This window comes from Bradyrhizobium sp. USDA 4369 (assembly GCF_054056435.1).
On the sequence record NZ_JBSRYH010000001.1, the window covers coordinates 5919610 to 5934537 of the forward strand.

A 14928-nucleotide genomic window follows, 5' to 3' on the forward strand; every position below is an offset into this window, starting at 1 on the left:
AAAATCGCCGTCTTTCCGTTCGGCCTTGACGCTCGGGCAACCGCCCTTAACAAAGGCGGGACGCTGCTCAGCTGACTTGAACACCTCTGTTAGCACGTCTGCGCAGCCGATGCGGAGTAGGTAAACGCGCACATCAAGTAGTAGCGGTGGATGCGCCCCCCCCGTGGATTTACGATGATGATGTATTTCGCTTGACCGCAACCGACCGTGACTCGAAGATGATCGTAAGAGGTCGAAAACATGCTGCAGACTAGCCAGGGACAATCGGGCTCGGCCCATGTGGTTGTGCTTGGAAACGAGAAGGGCGGTTCGGGCAAGTCGACGACCGCTCTGCACATTGCCGTGGCGCTTTTGAAGGCAGGTCAGCGTGTCGCCACGATCGATCTCGACTCCCGCCAGCAGAGCTTCACCCATTACATCAACAACCGCAGCGCCTGGGCGCGGCGGACGGGACTGCATCTCGAGCTGCCGACTCACTACTGCATCAAGCTCGGCCAGACGTTGCAGATCGATGAGAATGAAAAAGCCGAATTCCAGCAGTTCATGGAAGCGGTGTGCTCCGTCGAGCATGCATTCGATTTCATCGTGATCGATACGCCGGGCAATGACAGCTACCTGATGCGTCTCGCGCATTCGATGGCCGACACCCTGGTCACCCCGATCAATGACAGCTTTCTCGACTTCGACGTGCTCGGAACCGTCGACCCTGCGACCTATGCAGTGACCGGTGAGAGCCACTATGCCGAAATGGTGCGCGACGTCCGGCGCAAGCGCCGCCAGGTGGACGGCGCGATGACGGATTGGATCGTCGTCCGTAACCGATTGTCGATGCTCGGTTCGCGCAACAAGCAGCTGGTAGCCGACGGTCTGAAGGAGCTGTCGCTGCGGCTCGGCTTCCGCGCCATCGACGGCTTCGCCGAGCGCGTCGTCTATCGCGAATTCTTCCCGCGCGGACTGACGGCGCTGGACGATATCGACGAGGCGACGCTCGGCACCCGCCCCAATCTCGGCCATGTCACGGCCCGGGAGGAGGTCACGAGTCTGCTGCGCCAGCTCAAGCTACCGCTGGACGAGCGCGGCCGCCGCCGCGCCGCCAATCGCGCCGAATGGTTCGCCCAGGTCGACAAGCCGCTTGATCTGCACGACATCATCAGCGCCTGAGCCCGTCAGCGCTGACTGATTTGAACCTGACTGATTTGCCCCACAGCCGGGCCGAGGCGGCGTGACCCGGCACCGGTCTGAGACGCTGCGTCGCCTGAGACATTGTGCGTCCTGGACGGGTGCCAGCGCTGCGCTCACAATCGAGGCGACGGTGTTTGGTGACCGCTCCGCATCGTGAGCCCTGGGACTGGCCAGCCGGGCTTTTGGCCATATTTGTCTCAGGTCAAGGCGGAAACGGGCGTAATCGCTAGATTGCCGTCAAATTCCTGACGGATTTGAACGTGACGTTCACGATTGAAATCTCATGGAAGGGCGGCTGGGCCCATGCTGCACAGCAACTAGGTGCGCCGCACAACGAACGGGCGTCGGATACACAACATTTAGCCTTTCTGTCACAGGGCCGTTATATATATTCAACAGAACGGGCTGCGAGAGTCTTACAGGTTTCAAGCGACTTTGGGTTGCGGACCCCGAGGGACGAACATGAAGCGTGGAATTGCCGTTCTTCTGTCTGTCAGCGTTCTGGCCACCGTCGGCTACTTCACGGCGAGCAAGTGGGCGATCCGCCACGAGACGGTGCGGTTCTATGATTCCTCCCGCGGTAACCGGCTGGTCGAGGTCGATATCGCCGTGCGTCGCGACCGGGAGATGCAGGCCGAAGCCGGCATGATCAAGCTGCCGGTCGCTGTTCTCAACCACGGCAACACCGTCAAGTTCACCGAGTACTCGTTCCTGGCCAACGTGTTTGCTGCACGCGGCTACATGGCTGTCAGCATTCAACATGACCTGCCGACCGACGCGCCGATGGTGACCAAGGCGGGCGAGCTCTATGTCGGCCGCCTGCCGCAGATCCAGCGCGGCGTTGCCAACATCAGATTCGCCGTTGAGCAGATGCGCCAGCTGCAGCCGAATGCCGACTACGATCATCTGACCATCGTCGGCCATTCAATGGGCGGCGACATCTCGATGTATTTCGCCAAGCAGTATCCTGACGATGTGCGGAAGGTGGTCACGCTCGACAATCTGCGGGTGCCGTTCGTGACCGACGGCCGGTTCAAGATCCTCTCGTTCCGCTCCAAGGACCCGGTGTTCAAGCCAGATCCCGGCGTCGTTCCGGATGACGAGATCTGCGAGAAGACCGGTATCACCGTCGTCAACACCGATTTCCAGCATAACGACATGCGCGACACCGGCCCCGACGACGCCAAGCAGTCGATCCAGGCCATGCTCGACAAGTTCCTGGCCGACAGCGACACCTCGAGCGCCATCTCCCCGGTCAAGACCAAGACGCCGTTGCTCGATCCGGGACCGGTCGCGCCCTATGCGCCGGTCGGCAAGGCCGCCACCGCGGCCAAGCCGCTGACGCATTGACCTGAACTTGCGAACTTGAACTCGCGGACCTGAGTTTGCGCCGGGCGGTGCGGCCGGCCATGACTGCCGCCATGACAAGCCGATGGTCCTTGCGGTGCATTGAAGGTCGCGGAGTCGCTGCCCACATCAGGCGCATCGAACAGGTGCGTGATGAGCGACGTCCCTTCCAAACCTCGTTTCGGATCCAAAACGTCTCCGCGTGAGGGGACGTCCGACGAACGGCTGCCGCAGGCCGAGCCGTCCGGCGCCGATGCGATTGCCGCTTTCGTTGCCCAGGTCCGCGCCATGGCGCCCGCGACCCAGAGCGCCAGGGGCCGTCTCGTCTTCGCGCTCGATGCGACCTTGAGCCGGCAACCGACCTGGGACATGGCCTGCGCGCTGCAGGCGGAAATGTTTCGCGAGGCCGCGGCGCTCGGCAGTCTCGACATCAGGCTGGTCTATTATCGCGGCTTCAGCGAGTGCCGTGCGACTGGATGGATTTCCGACAGCAGCGAGCTGGCGCGGCTGATGGGCAAGATTGACTGCCGCGGCGGCAAGACCCAGATCGGCAAGATCCTTGGCGAGGCGCGACGCAACGCGACCGCCGAGGGAATTCGCGCGGTGGTGTTCGTCGGCGATGCGATGGAGGAGAGCGTCGACGATCTGTGCGCCAGGGCTGGCGAACTCGGACTGTTGAAGGTGCCGCTGTTCATGTTCCAGGAGGGCAACGACCCGGCGGCCGAGCAGGCGTTTCGCGAGATGGCGCGGTTGTCAGGCGGCGCCTGGTGCCGGTTCGATCCCGGCGCGGCGGCGCAGCTGCGCGATCTGTTGCGTGCCGCCGCGGCCTACGCTGCCGGCGGCCGCGAGGCTCTCCGTCGGCTGGCCGCGGCCGAATCCGGAGCGGCCCTGCTGCTCGGCCAAATGAGGTAGCGGCAAAGCGATCTGGCGTGCGCAGCGGCGGAGAGGGCGTTGGCGCCCCGAGTTGTCCGCAGCACGATGCCTTTTTTCCCGATAAGCCCTATATTCCAGTGATGACACTGATCGCTGGCGTTGTCGCCGTCGTCACCCTCTATTTGTTGCTGCAGATGTTCCGGAACGCCAACCCGGCCGCGCTGGCGCGCGCGATCAAGGTCGCCGGTGGCATCGGCTGTCTGGCCGCCGCGGCCTTTACCGGGATCAAGGGCGAGCTGGTGGTCGCCATTCCCATCGGCCTGTTCGGAGCGGGGCTGCTGGGCTGGAGCCCGGCGGGCCTCGGCAGCTTCGGAAACATGTTCGGGCTGGGGTCGCAGCGCTCCGGCGGTCAAGGCTCGCGGGTGCGTTCGCAATTCATCGAGATGATGCTCGATCACGACAGCGGTCGCGTGGAGGGACGTTTCGTCGCCGGCGCGCATGCCGGCCGCTCGCTGGACGAATTCGATCTGGCGCAGCTCGCGGCGACGATTTCGAGCCTCGACGCGGACAGCGTGGTCCTACTTGAAACTTATCTGGACCGCCGGTTTCCCGGATGGCGTCAGAACGCGCAGGGCGACGCGGCAGGGCGGCAGCGCCGCGCGGCGGCGAGCTCCAAAATGACGGACGAGGAGGCCTATCAGATCCTTGGCCTGCAGCCGGGCGCGGGGCGCGACGAGATCGGTCGAGCCCACCGTGCGCTCATGAAGAAACTGCATCCCGACCAGGGGGGGTCGACGTATCTCGCCGCGCGGGTGAACGAGGCCAAGGATACTCTGCTTCGTACGCATCACGGCTAACTCCGGCAACGCCACCAACGCCACAAGACCGACATCCGCTTCCACCGCGGCATCGTGTGCTCCGCGGTCTGCGCCGTTATCCGGCGCGATCGTTCTTCATGGTGAAGAAGTTCTAGCGGCAAATCCTTGACGAGAGGTTTGCGCTCGGCCGTCCCGCCTGCGCTCGCGCAGAGCCAAACAAAAAGGCCCGCGCGTGTGTCGCGCGGGCCGCATCGGCTGAGTGTCTTGGCGAGTTAGTTGTGCATCGTCATGCAGGAGATGTCGGCGCGCTTGAGCTTCTTGCAGACCGCTTCCGCCTGATCGCGATCGAGACCGGCGAAGCGGGCGCGGATGAGCTTCTTGTCGCCTTTCGCAACCGTCTCCGTGAAAGGATCTGCCTTGCTCAGGAGACCCTGCGCCGAGCTGCGGGCCGCCTCGATGCGCTTCTGCGCCTCGGCTTCGGTGTCGAGCGCACCGACCTGGATGATCCAGCCGCTGCGCGTGACTGTCGGCTTCGAGATCGGTTCGGGCGTCGGACTTGCGGAGGCGAGCTGGGTCGGAGCAGGGGCCGGTGGCGGTGATGGCGCGTAGGCCATCGCCTGCGATGAGGCCGGCGGCAGGCTGGAGGCCGGCAGCACGCCGAGAATGCCGTTGCCGGTGCCGTGGCCGGCCGGCTGGACCGGCAGCTCGGGCCGCGGCGCTTCGGCGCGGACCAGCGGAGGCGAGGGCGCGACCGCTTCGACGCGCTGAGCGAAGGCGGCCGGAGCCGGGGCGGGCGCGGGGGCCGGCGCGACGGGCTGCGGCGCGGCTGTTGCGAGCTTGACGGTGCCCGCCTTGACCTGGACCGTCTTGACCTTCACCGGCTTCATTGGATCGGTGGAGCCAGGGATTAGCGCCATCGGCTGGTTCTGAATCACGCCGGAGGTCATCGGCGCGGGTTCGACCTTGGTCTCCTTGGGGGGCGAGGGCGGCAGCGCGGCCGTGGCCTCGGAGAGCGCCGAGATCATCTTGGCCGCGCGGCTCGGCGTCGGGGCGTCGGCTGCCGCAGAGGCCATCTGAACCGTGCTCTGGTCGCCGGTGTCGCCGCCATCCGATGCGCCGCGCTCGCCGATCGCTGCCACGGTGCGCCTGGTGGCGCCCTTCTCCAGGTTTTCAGCGAGCAGGTTGCGCATGATGGCGTCGCGCGAGCCGCCGCTGCGGCCGCCGAGGACGACGCCGACCAGATGCCGGTTGCCGCGGCGCAACGAGGTCACGATGTTGAAGCCGGAGGCGCGGGTGTAGCCGGTCTTGATGCCGTCGATGCCCTCGACATTGCCGAGCAGGTGATTGTGGTTGCGGATCGACTGGCCGCGATAATTGAACACCACGGTCGAGAAATAGCGATAATAGCGCGGGAAGCGGTCCTGGATCGCCCGGCCCAGGATCGACTGGTCGCGCGCCGTCGTGATCTGTTCGTCGGCGGGAAGGCCGGACGCGTTGACATAGGTGGTGCGGCTCATGCCGAGCGCCCGCGCCTTGCGCGTCATCATCTTGGCGAACTCGTCCTCGTCGCCGCCGATCGCTTCGGCGATCACGACGGCCGCATCGTTGGCCGAGCGCGTCACCAAGCCCTTGATCGCGTCCTCGACACGGATGGACTGTCCAGGGCGCAGGCCGAGCTTGGTCGGCGACTGCTCGGAGGCATGCTCCGAGACCGGCATTTCGGTGTCTAGCTTCATCTTGCCGGAGTCGAGCCGCTCGAACAGCAGATAAAGCGTCATGATCTTGGTGAGCGAGGCCGGATGCCGGAGCGCGTCGGGATTGGTCGCGGTCAGGACAGCGCCCGAATTGCCGTCGACGACGATCGACGCGAAGGCCGGGCTGTAGCTGCCCTCATCATTGTGGGGGGAGTGACGCGCGTGATGATGGCGGTGGCGCCGGCGCGCCTCCGCGCTGTCGACGGTGACCACGGCTGCCATCGTCAGGGTGAGCAGCCCGTAAACGCCGACCCGCATCAGGCGCGAGGAAGCCAAGTTTTTGCGAAGCATGAAATCCCCGTCCAATTTCTGACGTGATCACCGGCACGTAAGGCAAAATTGTGCCGAACGCCCCTGTGATCAGACCTGCCGACCCCTCGCGCATGGCCTGACGTGGCCCTGCAATCGAAAGTCCGGAACTGAGGTTTTGTTAAGACGCTGTTTTGGAACAGCTTTACGGTCCCCGCCGACGCTGGCCGGGACCACCGGAGAGGTTAGGACGGCGGAGTTGCCAAAAGATTAAAGAAATCTTGCGCGCACCTACAGGATTTCGGGCGATTCGCTCCGATTTGGAGCGCAATGCCCTCAATTGTGCATTGCACAAGATTCTTGATTTATTTGTGCGGTGCACTATATTGTGATTGCGTCAGGGAGCCGGGGCTTCCCTGAGGGCGCTCAAAGTCAGGGAAAGGAATGCCAATGTTTAAGGTCGAAGATTTCCAGAACTACGGTAAGGAGCAGTTCGAGACCGTCGTCAATTCCGCGACCACGGTGCAGAATGGCCTTCATGCGATCGCCACCGCCTATGGCGACTACACCAAGAAGTCCTTCGAAGACACCAAGTCGTTCGTCGAGAAGCTGCAGGGCGTGAAGTCGCTCGACAAGGTGCTCGAGGCCCAGACCGAGTTCGCCAAGTCGGCTTACGAGACCTTCGTCGCCGACTCGCAGAAGATCGCCGGCCTGTACTCGGATCTCGCTAAGCAGGCGTTCAAGCCGCTCGAAGGCATCGCTGCGAAGTTCACCCCGCCGGCCGCTCACTAAGTCGTTTGCGCCCGCGCAGGAAGCACGAAGCCCGGCTGACGCCGGGCTTTTTCGTTGTGTCTGGTGATAATGGGGAGCCTCGACCGCGCGTCTGTCGTGGACGGATCTATCTGGCGACGCGCAATTTCGACAGAGCAGTGCCGATCGAGTTGAAGGTGGTCACGATCTGGCTCGAACTCGTCAGCATGTAGAACTTGTCCGGGCTGCTGGCGCAGTTCTGCAGCACGGTCGAGGTCGGATCGGCGGGCGAGCTGGTGTTCACCTGGATCGTATAGATCGTGTACATCGCATTGCCCTTCGAATCTTTCGTGTTCTTCAGGTTCGAGCAGAGCAGGGCCTGGCGCGCGTCAATCGGGTTCCCCGAGGCCTGGGTTGAGCCGTTGCCATAGTCCGGCCAGCGATCCTCGGTGTTCAATCCGTCCGACAACAGAATGATCACACGGTTGTAGGTCGTGTTGGCATCTTCGGCCGGCGCGCCGAGCACGCCGTTGGGGATCAGCGACTGCACCGCCCAGGCCATTCCAATCGCCTGGTTGGTGCCGCCGGTCGGCTCCATCGCATTCACGGCCGACTTCAAGGATGTCCAATTGTAGCTGAGCGGAACGATCTGCCCGAGTTTCGTCGAGGCGGAGCTGCTGCAATATTGGACGTTGTTCTCCATGTGCTGATTGGCGGGAAACAGCGTGGCGACGTCCGAGCTCGCCGGCGAGACCGCGTTCGCATCGTTCGGCTGGGTGCGGTCGGCCACGCAGCCCGTCCAAGTGCTCGTGGCGTTCGCGATCCAGGTGTGCGTGAAGGTGTTGACCTTGCACACCGTGCTGGAGCCGCTTCCCGTACAACTGCAGGTGTTGTTGGGAACATTGCTGCCGGTGGTGGGGCAGCTGCAATAGCTGCCGGTGCACCAATTCACCCTGGTGCTGTTCTGCACACTGTTCCAGCAGCCATTGTAGTAGCTGTGGGACGCGGAATCGTAGCCTGGGCAGATGTAGCCGCTATACGACCCGCTCGAGGGGATCTTCGACGCGCTCGAACTCGCGGTCGCAGGCCCGCTGGTGCAGGAGAAATACGGAAAGCCGTTGCCGGAGGTAAAGGGACACGACGACCCCGGTCCGACCATGTCCCACTGCGACTGCGTGAACGACGCATTCGGAATTGCGGCCTGATAGGACCCGTTATTGGGCTGGATCGTGGGCGGATTCTGCCAATCGGTCCAGTCGATCCAGCTCTGGGCGTAATTGCTGGCGCCGACGTTGACGACCTTGGCAAAGGGGATGAGCGAGATATAGACGTCGCCCGGCGATTTGGCGAGCGCGCTGAGCTGGTCGATCAGCCCGCCGCTTCCCGCAACCGCGTTCTGCAGCGCCGTCATCTTGCCGCTATAGGCCATCGATCCGGTATTATCGAGCGCCAGCGCCACCCGCATCTTGACGTCGCCCCAGGTGGTGGTGGCCTTGGTGTTGAAGGTCATGGTCGGGAAGCCCACGAGCTTCATGAACTGCGTAACGATCTGCCCCGACGCGTTCAGCTGAATGTTGGAGGCCGAGGAACTGGTCGACGCGGTGTAGCTCGCCGTGACCGCGACGCTCTGGGCGTCGGTGCTGGTATAGAGCGCCTTGAAATAGGTGCTTGCCTTGGCTGCGACATCGGTGGCGGTGATCGTCCCCTGCGACAAGTCGCGCGACAGCATCAGCGCCGTCGAGTCGAGCGCCCCCTGCATGGTTGATCGGGCGGCGTTGGCGCGGCTGTAGTCGATCGCGGCGCCAATGAAGGCGAGAATCGGCAGCAGCGCGATCGCGAACAGCGTGGCGATATTGCCGCTGCTGTCGCCGGAAAAACGTCGCGAGACCTGGCGGCAAAGGCGGACGAGGGGCACAACGGTCATGTCGCTCACCGGTGATGGTTTTCCGGTGGCCATATCGAGGCCCTTTCGCCAAGGGTGGGTGAATCGAAAGCCGAAAAATCGAGCAATTGCCGCCGTACGGCCCGGCTGTCGCCGCGGCGGAGGTTCCCTGTCAATGTCCGATGAATCGGCTTTGTCAAATGCGCTCGGTTTGATTAACCTTGCCGCTCAGCGCCGGGGGAGGGAATCGGTCCGGTCCTGTCGGCATGTCGCTCCATTGGCGGCTACGCTTGCGGCACACCGGCTGCTGACCCATATTCCTGGTGTCGGTCCGAGCGGACCGGTCGGCTGGGACAGGCGATCTGGAAAGCAGGACCGGGCGGCGGAAGCGGCCCGGCAGGGACGTGTTACGGACGGAAGCCCGGACCGGACGACGCCCGAGGGGACAATGCGGGAAACCCTTTGTTGGGATCCTCGCAGTCATATCTAATGCATGTAAAATGTCGCAGCCACCCAGATTGAACCGACCCGCGCCTAGGATGAGCAATAACGACAACAAATCAGGCGGAACCGGCGGCCCGGTGACCTCCGTCATCACCAAGGTCAAGCCCAAGACCAAGCGGCCGAACCTGTATCGCGTCCTGATTCTGAACGACGACTACACGCCGATGGAGTTCGTCGTTCACGTCCTTGAGAAGTTCTTCAACAAGGACGTCGAGGCCGCGACCAAGATCATGCTCCACGTCCATCATCACGGCATCGGCGAGTGCGGGGTCTTCACCTACGAGATCGCCGAGACCAAGGTGACGCAGGTGATGGATTTCGCCCGCAAGCATCAGCATCCGCTGCAATGTGTGATGGAAAAGAAGTAGGCCGCTCGTTCCCGCGGCGCTGAGACCTCTGGTCAGGCGCGCTCTTGGTCAGGCGCGCTCTTGGTCAGGCGGTTTTGGTCACGCGGTTTTGGTCAGGCGCTGTTGGCGGGGTCGTCTTGCGCACCGCCAACCGAACGCGACGGCGTCCGCCCGGAGAATCACGGGCGCGATCGAGTCGCGAGATCCAGGTCGCGAGATCCAGGTCGCGAGATCCGGGTCGCGAGATCCCGGCGCCGATCTTGCGCCGTGACCGTTCCGGGCCGATCGGCGGCCGTAACCGGGGCGGAACGGGTTTTGCATTGACGATCCGGTGAACCCGTAATCGAGTCGCTCGGCCGGCCTTTTGTCGCACTCGGTTATAACTATATTTGACAAAGGTTGTTGTTGCCTGACCGGGCGGCGGCGATCATGATGGCAGGGGGCCACAGAGGACGCGCATGCCGACTTTTTCTCAAAGCCTTGAACAATCCCTGCATCGTGCGCTGGCGATTGCCAACGAGCGTCATCATCAATACGCGACGCTGGAGCATCTCCTGCTGTCCTTGATCGATGACAGCGATGCAGCGGCCGTGATGCGCGCATGCAGCGTCGATCTCGACAAGCTGCGCGGCAGTCTTGTGAATTATCTCGAAACCGAGTTCGAGAATCTGGTCACGGACGGCAGCGATGACGCCAAGCCGACCGCGGGTTTCCAGCGGGTGATCCAGCGCGCCGTGATTCACGTCCAGTCGTCCGGCCGCGAAGAGGTAACCGGCGCCAACGTGCTGATCGCGATCTTCGCCGAGCGCGAGAGCCATGCCGCCTATTTCCTGCAAGAGCAGGACATGACGCGCTACGACGCCGTGAACTACATCAGCCACGGCATCGCCAAACGCCCTGGAGTCTCCGAAGCCCGCCCGGTGCGCGGCGTCGACGAGGAGACCGAGACCAAGGGCAACGAGGACTCGAAGAAAAAGGGCGAGGCGCTGGAAACCTATTGCGTCAATCTCAACAAGAAAGCTCGCGACGGCAAAATCGATCCGGTGATCGGCCGTAACTCCGAGATCAATCGCGCCATCCAGGTGCTGTGCCGCCGCCAGAAGAACAATCCGTTGTTCGTCGGCGAGGCCGGCGTCGGCAAGACCGCGATCGCGGAAGGTCTGGCCAAGCGCATCGTCGACAGCGATGTGCCGGAGGTGCTGTCCGCGGCGACGGTGTTCTCGCTCGACATGGGCACGCTGCTTGCGGGCACGCGCTATCGCGGCGACTTCGAGGAGCGTTTGAAGCAGGTCCTCAAGGAGCTCGAGGCGCATCCGAACGCGATCCTGTTCATCGACGAGATCCACACCGTGATCGGTGCCGGCGCGACGTCGGGCGGCGCGATGGACGCGTCGAACCTGCTCAAGCCTGCGCTGGCCTCGGGCTCGATCCGCTGCATGGGCTCCACGACCTACAAGGAGTACCGCCAGCATTTCGAGAAGGACCGCGCGCTGGTGCGGCGCTTCCAGAAGATCGACGTTAACGAGCCGTCGGTCGAGGATGCGATCGCGATCCTCAAGGGTCTGAAGCCCTATTTCGAGGATTATCACCGGCTGAAATACACCAACGAGGCCATTGAGGCCGCTGTGCAGCTGTCGTCGCGCTACATCCATGACCGCAAGCTGCCGGACAAGGCGATCGACGTGATCGACGAATCCGGAGCGGCGCAGATGCTGCTGGCCGAGAACAAGCGCAAGAAGACGATCGGCATCAAGGAGATCGAGACCACGATCGCGACCATGGCGCGGATCCCGCCCAAGAGCGTGTCGAAGGACGATGCCGAGGTGCTCAAGCATCTCGAGCAGACCCTGAAGCGCGTGGTGTTCGGTCAGGACAAGGCGATCGACTCGTTGTCGGCCTCGATCAAGCTGGCGCGGGCTGGCCTGCGCGAGCCGGAGAAGCCGATCGGCTGCTATCTGTTCTCGGGCCCGACCGGCGTCGGCAAGACCGAGGTGGCCAAGCAACTCGCCGCGACGCTCGGTGTGGAGCTGCTGCGCTTCGACATGTCGGAGTACATGGAGCGGCACACGGTGTCGCGCCTGATCGGCGCGCCTCCGGGCTATGTCGGCTTCGACCAGGGCGGTCTGCTGACCGACGGCGTCGACCAGCATCCGCATTGCGTGGTGCTGCTCGACGAGATCGAGAAGGCGCATCCGGATCTGTACAATGTGCTGTTGCAGATCATGGACCATGGCCGGCTCACCGACCACAATGGCAAGCAGGTCAACTTCCGTAACGTCATCCTGATCATGACGACGAATGCCGGCGCGGCCGACCTCGCCAAGCAGGCCTTCGGTTTCCACCGCTCCAAGCGGGAAGGCGACGATCACGAGGCGATCAACCGGCAGTTTGCGCCGGAATTCCGCAACCGTCTCGATGCGATCGTCTCCTTCGCGCATCTGTCGGTCGACGTGATCGGCATGGTGGTCGAGAAGTTCGTGCTGCAGCTCGAGGCTCAGCTGGCCGATCGCGACGTCACGATCGAGCTGTCCGAACCGGCCAAGAGCTGGCTGATCCAGCACGGCTATGACGAACAGATGGGTGCGCGCCCGATGGGCCGCGTGATCCAGGAGCACATCAAGAAGCCATTGGCCGATGAGGTGCTGTTCGGCAAGCTGAAGGGGGGTGGCCACGTCCGTGTGGTCCTCGTCAAGGACGAGGACGGCGCCGACGAGAAGATCGGCTTCGAGTTCGTCGAGGGGCCGGTCACGCCGAAATCGGAAGTGCCGGCGGCGCGCAAGCGCAAGCCGAAATCCGGCGGCGGCGGCTCGAAGGGCCCGGCCCCGAAGGGGCCCTTGGTCAAGGCGTGAGCACGATAGCCATGAATGTGAAAGGCCGGCCTCGTGCCGGCCTTTTTGTTTGCCGGGACTTCTCTTGGCTCGAGACGCCGCCGCGGGGACCTGCGGCGCTCAGGCCGGCTTGATGAAGAAGTACACGGTCAGGCCGCAGCCGACCGCGATGACGAAGCGCCGCACATAGGCCGGCGGGATGATCTGGCCGAGCCGGGCGCCGACGAAGCCGCCAGCCATGGCCGCGGCCATCATCGTCAGCGTTTCCATCCAGTGCACGCGCCCGGAGAAGGCGAAGATCACCGAGGCGGTCGTGTTCATCAGTGCTGCGAGGAGCACCTTCATGCCGTTCATCGCGCGGATGTCGCGCATCCCGTAGAACACCAGCGCGGCCAGCATCAGAATGCCGATGCCGCCGCCGAAATAGCCGCCATAGATCGCGATGACGAACTGCACCGCCTGGATGGTCAGGGGGCCGAACCAGGGCTTGCCGTCCTTGGGCGTGAAGCGCATGCCGAAGGCGAACACCACGGTGGCGAACAGCAGCAGCCACGGCACCAGCCGGCTGAACGCTGCCGATGGCGTCACCAGCAGCAGCACCGCGCCGAGCGTGCCGCCGATCAGGCTGATGACCGACAGCCGGACGAGGTCGCGGCGCCACGGCGCCTTGGGGTCCTTCAGCACCTCGCGCGAGGCAAAGGCGCTGACGAACTGGCCCGGGCACAGCGCCACCGTGCTGGAGGCGTTGGCGTCGATGGCGGGAATGCCGGCCGCGAGCAGCGTTGGGAAGGTCAGGAATGCGCCGCCGCCAGCCAGGGCGTTGACGATACCGGACCCGAAGGCAGCGAGGGCCAACAGCGCCAGCATTGTCCAGTCGGTCATTCCGGTCGCCCGCGTCTCACGGTTTTGTCGCGCTTGGTACCATAATCCGGCGGGCGCATCACTCGCCCTTGAGCCGCTGGCCGTCGTGAATTCGCACATGCTCGGCGCCGCGCGCCCCGGCAGGTGACAGCCGCAGCATGCTCAGGAAGGCGCCCATCAGGGCGAAGCCGACGCCGGTCAGGAGCGACAGCCGGGTGCCGTCCGCCGGGTCGATGGCCAGGAACATCGCCACCAGCGCGGCGCCAGTTGTCTGGCCGAGCAGGCGCGCGGTGCCGAGCATGCCGCTGGCGCCGCCGGCGCGCTCGCGCGGCGCGGCGGCGATCATGGTGCGGTTGTTCGGCGTCTGGAACAGGCCGAAGCCGCAGCCGGCCAGCGCCATGCGCCAGACCACATCCCAGGCTGAAGGCTCCCGCGGCAGCAGCCCGAGTGCGCCGAGCCCGCAGGCGAAGATCACGAGCCCGATGCCGCCGAGCAGACCGGCCGGAACGCGCTCCACCAGCCGGCCGGCAATCGGCGCGGTCAGGCCGACCGCGATCGGCCAGGGCGTGATCAGCAGGCCCATCTGCACGGGCGAGTAGCCGAAATGGCTTTCCAGGTAGAACGGGATCGCCACGAAGGCGAGCATCTGGCCGCAGAACGAGGAGATCGAGGTCGCGATCGACAGTGCGAACACCGGAATGCGCAGCAGGTCGAGCGGCAGCAGCGGCGAGGCCATGTGGGTCTGCCGATACACCAGCCACACCCCGGCGATGACGGCGACGGCGAACTCGATGGCGCAGCTCACCAATGCCTCGCCATGGCCGAGGCTGTCGACGGCGGCAATGAGGAAGCCGAACGTCGCCGCGCTCAGCGCCGCGCTCTGCCAGTCGAACATGTGCGGGGCGCGCGGCGTGTGCGGCAGGAAGCGGAAGCCGAACACGAAGGTGACGATGCCGAGCGGCACGTTGATCGCGAACAGCCAGGGCCAACTGCCGACGGCGAGGATGCCGGCCGCGATGGTCGGCCCGACCGCGGCGGAGACCGCGACCACCATGGCGTTGATACCGATGCCGCGGCCGAGCAGGGCCTGCGGATAGGTGAAGCGCACCAATGCTGAATTGACGCTGAGAATGCCGGCGGCGCCAAACCCCTGCAGAATGCGCGCCAGTGTCAGCAGCGGCAGATTGTCGGCGAGCGCACAGAACGCAGACGCCGCGGTGAACAGCACGAGGCCTGCGAGATAGACGCGGCGATAGCCGATGATCTCGCCGAGCGACGCCAGCGGCAGCAGCGAGATCGTTACCGCCAGCTGATAGCCGTTGACGATCCAGATCGAGAAAGCCGGGCTGGCATTGAGGTCGCGCGCGATGGTCGGCAGCGCGACATTGGCGATGGCGCCGTCGACCACGGCCAGCACGATGCCGAGCGCGATCGTCACGATCGCCCAGGTCCGCTGCGGCAGCGGCAGGCCGTCGGCGTGCAGAACCGTGGACGTCGATGTCATTGCCCCGGCTCCGGCCGCAGCCGGGCCGC

11 protein-coding genes are annotated in these 14928 nt (G+C 64.3%); 7 read left to right on the forward strand and 4 right to left on the reverse strand.

Annotated features, from left to right (window positions below; all coding sequences use genetic code 11):
• The first annotated feature begins 240 nt into the window (after positions 1-240).
• From ACVIJ6_RS26845 to ACVIJ6_RS26860, 4 genes are all read left to right on the forward strand, one after another.
• Positions 241-1161, forward strand: a complete 921-nt coding sequence (locus tag ACVIJ6_RS26845; protein ID WP_456775168.1) for a division plane positioning ATPase MipZ — start codon at positions 241-243, stop codon at positions 1159-1161.
• A gap of 483 nt (positions 1162-1644) precedes the next feature.
• Positions 1645-2532, forward strand: a complete 888-nt coding sequence (locus ACVIJ6_RS26850) for an alpha/beta fold hydrolase (protein WP_456775169.1) — start codon at positions 1645-1647, stop codon at positions 2530-2532.
• Between the two features lie 150 nt (positions 2533-2682).
• A complete protein-coding gene (locus ACVIJ6_RS26855) occupies positions 2683-3441 on the forward strand; it encodes a VWA domain-containing protein (protein ID WP_456775170.1) in 759 nt (252 codons plus the stop codon).
• 101 nt (positions 3442-3542) lie between these two features.
• Positions 3543-4259, forward strand: a complete 717-nt coding sequence (locus ACVIJ6_RS26860) for a DnaJ domain-containing protein (RefSeq protein ID WP_456775171.1) — start codon at positions 3543-3545, stop codon at positions 4257-4259.
• Positions 4260-4492: 233 nt separating this feature from the next.
• On the opposite strand, the gene ACVIJ6_RS26865 is transcribed toward ACVIJ6_RS26860, so the two are convergent.
• Entirely contained in the window at positions 4493-6265 is a 1773-nt protein-coding gene (locus ACVIJ6_RS26865) for a serine hydrolase (RefSeq protein ID WP_456775172.1), read from the reverse strand.
• A gap of 408 nt (positions 6266-6673) precedes the next feature.
• Here ACVIJ6_RS26865 and ACVIJ6_RS26870 point away from each other — a divergent pair, with 408 nt between their 5' ends.
• Positions 6674-7015 carry a phasin family protein gene (locus ACVIJ6_RS26870; protein ID WP_012044785.1) on the forward strand — a complete coding sequence of 114 codons (342 nt, stop codon included), beginning with the start codon at positions 6674-6676 and terminating at the stop codon, positions 7013-7015.
• A 106-nt stretch (positions 7016-7121) separates the two neighbouring features.
• Here ACVIJ6_RS26870 and ACVIJ6_RS26875 read toward each other — a convergent pair whose 3' ends face one another.
• Positions 7122-8897 (reverse strand): pilus assembly protein TadG-related protein, encoded by a 1776-nt coding sequence (locus ACVIJ6_RS26875; protein ID WP_456775173.1) that lies wholly within the window; start codon positions 8895-8897, stop codon positions 7122-7124.
• A 497-nt stretch (positions 8898-9394) separates the two neighbouring features.
• Between ACVIJ6_RS26875 and clpS the strand changes: the two genes are divergently transcribed.
• Both clpS and clpA read left to right on the forward strand, forming a co-directional pair.
• Positions 9395-9727: an ATP-dependent Clp protease adapter ClpS gene (gene clpS, locus ACVIJ6_RS26880; RefSeq protein ID WP_008960690.1), complete on the forward strand. Its 333-nt coding sequence runs from the start codon at positions 9395-9397 to the stop codon at positions 9725-9727.
• A gap of 437 nt (positions 9728-10164) precedes the next feature.
• On the forward strand, positions 10165-12555 hold the full coding sequence (gene clpA, locus ACVIJ6_RS26885; protein WP_456775174.1) for an ATP-dependent Clp protease ATP-binding subunit ClpA: 2391 nt from the start codon (positions 10165-10167) through the stop codon (positions 12553-12555).
• Positions 12556-12654: 99 nt separating this feature from the next.
• Here the strand turns inward: clpA and ACVIJ6_RS26890 are convergent, their stop codons facing one another.
• Positions 12655-13416, reverse strand: coding sequence for a sulfite exporter TauE/SafE family protein (locus ACVIJ6_RS26890; protein ID WP_456775175.1), 762 nt, complete (start codon positions 13414-13416; stop codon positions 12655-12657).
• Positions 13417-13474: 58 nt separating this feature from the next.
• Complete coding sequence (locus tag ACVIJ6_RS26895; protein WP_456775176.1) at positions 13475-14899, reverse strand: MFS transporter; 1425 nt, start codon at positions 14897-14899, stop codon at positions 13475-13477.
• Positions 14900-14928: the final 29 nt, after the last annotated feature.

Bases quoted from the DNA above. Each gene is read 5' to 3' on its own strand.
- ACVIJ6_RS26845 (WP_456775168.1), top strand. From the start codon at position 241: ATGCTGCAGACTAGCCAGGGACAATCGGGCTCGGCCCATGTGGTTGTG.
- ACVIJ6_RS26850 (WP_456775169.1), top strand. From the start codon at position 1,645: ATGAAGCGTGGAATTGCCGTTCTTCTGTCTGTCAGCGTTCTGGCCACC.
- ACVIJ6_RS26855 (WP_456775170.1), top strand. From the start codon at position 2,683: ATGAGCGACGTCCCTTCCAAACCTCGTTTCGGATCCAAAACGTCTCCG.
- ACVIJ6_RS26860 (WP_456775171.1), top strand. From the start codon at position 3,543: ATGACACTGATCGCTGGCGTTGTCGCCGTCGTCACCCTCTATTTGTTG.
- ACVIJ6_RS26865 (WP_456775172.1), bottom strand. From the start codon at position 6,265: ATGCTTCGCAAAAACTTGGCTTCCTCGCGCCTGATGCGGGTCGGCGTT.
- ACVIJ6_RS26870 (WP_012044785.1), top strand. From the start codon at position 6,674: ATGTTTAAGGTCGAAGATTTCCAGAACTACGGTAAGGAGCAGTTCGAG.
- ACVIJ6_RS26875 (WP_456775173.1), bottom strand. From the start codon at position 8,897: ATGACCGTTGTGCCCCTCGTCCGCCTTTGCCGCCAGGTCTCGCGACGT.
- clpS (WP_008960690.1), top strand. From the start codon at position 9,395: ATGAGCAATAACGACAACAAATCAGGCGGAACCGGCGGCCCGGTGACC.
- clpA (WP_456775174.1), top strand. From the start codon at position 10,165: ATGCCGACTTTTTCTCAAAGCCTTGAACAATCCCTGCATCGTGCGCTG.
- ACVIJ6_RS26890 (WP_456775175.1), bottom strand. From the start codon at position 13,416: ATGACCGACTGGACAATGCTGGCGCTGTTGGCCCTCGCTGCCTTCGGG.
- ACVIJ6_RS26895 (WP_456775176.1), bottom strand. From the start codon at position 14,899: ATGACATCGACGTCCACGGTTCTGCACGCCGACGGCCTGCCGCTGCCG.